Annotated in this window: 2 protein-coding genes; both read right to left on the bottom strand. The window is 47.2% G+C overall.

Annotated elements, in window-relative coordinates; all coding sequences use genetic code 11:
• Positions 1–2: 2 nt before the first annotated feature.
• Entirely contained in the window at positions 3–1,337 is a 1,335-nt protein-coding gene (locus H6629_24015) for a fibronectin type III domain-containing protein (GenBank protein MCB9070854.1), read from the bottom strand.
• 127 nt (positions 1,338–1,464) lie between these two features.
• Positions 1,465–1,881 (bottom strand): thiol peroxidase (gene tpx / locus H6629_24010; GenBank protein MCB9070853.1); only part of this gene is annotated, 417 nt, incomplete at its 5' end.

The raw sequence follows: 1,881 nt of genomic DNA, 5'->3' as shown, positions 1-1,881 counted from the left end.
TTTTAATCGAGCAGCAATTTTAGCGGTTCCGATAAAATTCGGGTGCCGGCGCTGTTTCGGGATTCGCTGATGCGGTTGCCCTGTGGATCGTGCAAAGAAACGATGCTGCGGCTAACATCCGCCACCACAATAGTTTGGTCGGATGGGTTCACACCAATGGCTTCGATGCTGCCGAACTCCGCTTTGCGGAAAATTTCCTGACCGGCGGCGTTCATTTTCACCAGTGCGTCGTCGCTGCCATCAATTTCCTGTGCCAGAAAAATAGCATCGGGGCCGATCACGGTAACCCTGCGGTAACGTCCCTGCAAACTGATCGGTGTTGTATTATTTTGATTGTCGATTTGCAACAACTGGCTGGCAGTTGTTCCGGCGGAAAGCGCATAAACATTCCCGCCCAAAACAGCAATGTCCCGACCGGTAAAGCCGCTATCAAACGGCCAGTCGGCGGTTAGACGGGCAACGCCGGCGTTGATTTCGTATCGTGATATTGCCTGATCGCTCATCACCCAAACGGCATCGCTTGCAGCGCTTTGTTTGATTCGCCGGTAATCGCGGTTTTCATCCAGTTTCGTGATGCCGATTAAATTATTATTGAACAGCACAAACAGCCGTTTTCGCACATTGTCAAGTACATATAATTGCCGTTCATTCACATTAAAAAACAGGTCCTCGGCTTTGGACAGCGAATCGAAATAGAAAAACCTTTCCCGCCCATTTTGCCGGTTCAAACTGACGATGCTTTTGAGATACGTTGGCGTGCTAAACCAAAACAGAGAATCGCCGGATGCTGGTGTCGCCCAGTTTTCGGATAAAAATTCGGTTCGGTAGTCGCGGAGGGTGTGTTGCAAATCGTAACTGAGCAGCTTCACATTTCGGTCGTCGGTGGTGAGCACCCACCACTTGCCGTTTCCGATGAGTGTGCTTTCCACATTTGAGGGTGTGGATTCCACATTTGTGCCGAGCACGGAAACTCGGTAATAATAGCGCTGACCGGGCTGCACTTGAAAATCTGTGAATTGCGTTGTGGTTTGGGATACTTCCTGAAATCCGAGCAAATTTTCTGGGCTTCCGATTGAGCGATAAACCCGGAATCCGGTGATATCCTCAACCTGTCGGTTGAGTTGCCAGCGCAGCGTAATCTTATCCGATTCCGGCAATAGTGTTAGCGAAATTACCTCATCCGTTTCTCCGGGTTCAAACGGGTTGCTGCGTCCCCGCTCGGTACATCCCCAAAAGTAGAGAGATGTAAATACAAAAAAAATAAGCAGATAAAGAAATAGATGTGGTGATTTTACCGGCGGTTTCATGGATGTCCGAATGTTCAGTTCCGTTAACAAAATTTATTCATTGCGGCACATCGCCCAAAACATGATCGCATGCCGTTTGAAATATAACATCACTAACAACAAAAGGTTTCCACAGCGCCGTGAAAACCTTTTGAATGAAAATTGAAAAATAGTCTATTTACATCAGTTTTTTTGTTGCTGCGATAACATCGTCGTAATCCGGTTGCTGAGCAATATCCGGAACCAATTGGTTGTATTGAAGGATGCCCTTTTTATCCACAATAAATACCGAACGTGCCAGTTGACGCCATTCTTTTATTAACACACCATAATTCGTGCCGAACGAAACAGTCCGGTGATCAGAAAGCAGAACAACTTTGTCAACTCCTGTTGCGCCGCACCAGCGTTTTTGGGCAGGTGGTAAATCTACACTAATGGTTAAAATGACAACATCATCGCCAAGTTGCCCCGCTATTTCATTAAACCGCCGGGTTTCCATATCGCAAACACCGGTGTCCAGGCAAGGTACTGCAGAAATTATTATTGTCTTTCCTGCAAAATCGCTGATGGACTTTAACTGGCCATCCAACCCAAT

Source organism: Calditrichia bacterium, assembly GCA_020634975.1.
Lineage (GTDB): Bacteria > Calditrichota > Calditrichia > RBG-13-44-9 > J075 > JACKAQ01.
Note: the sequence above shows the minus strand (reverse complement) of the source record. Positions and strands in the feature narration are given on the sequence as shown.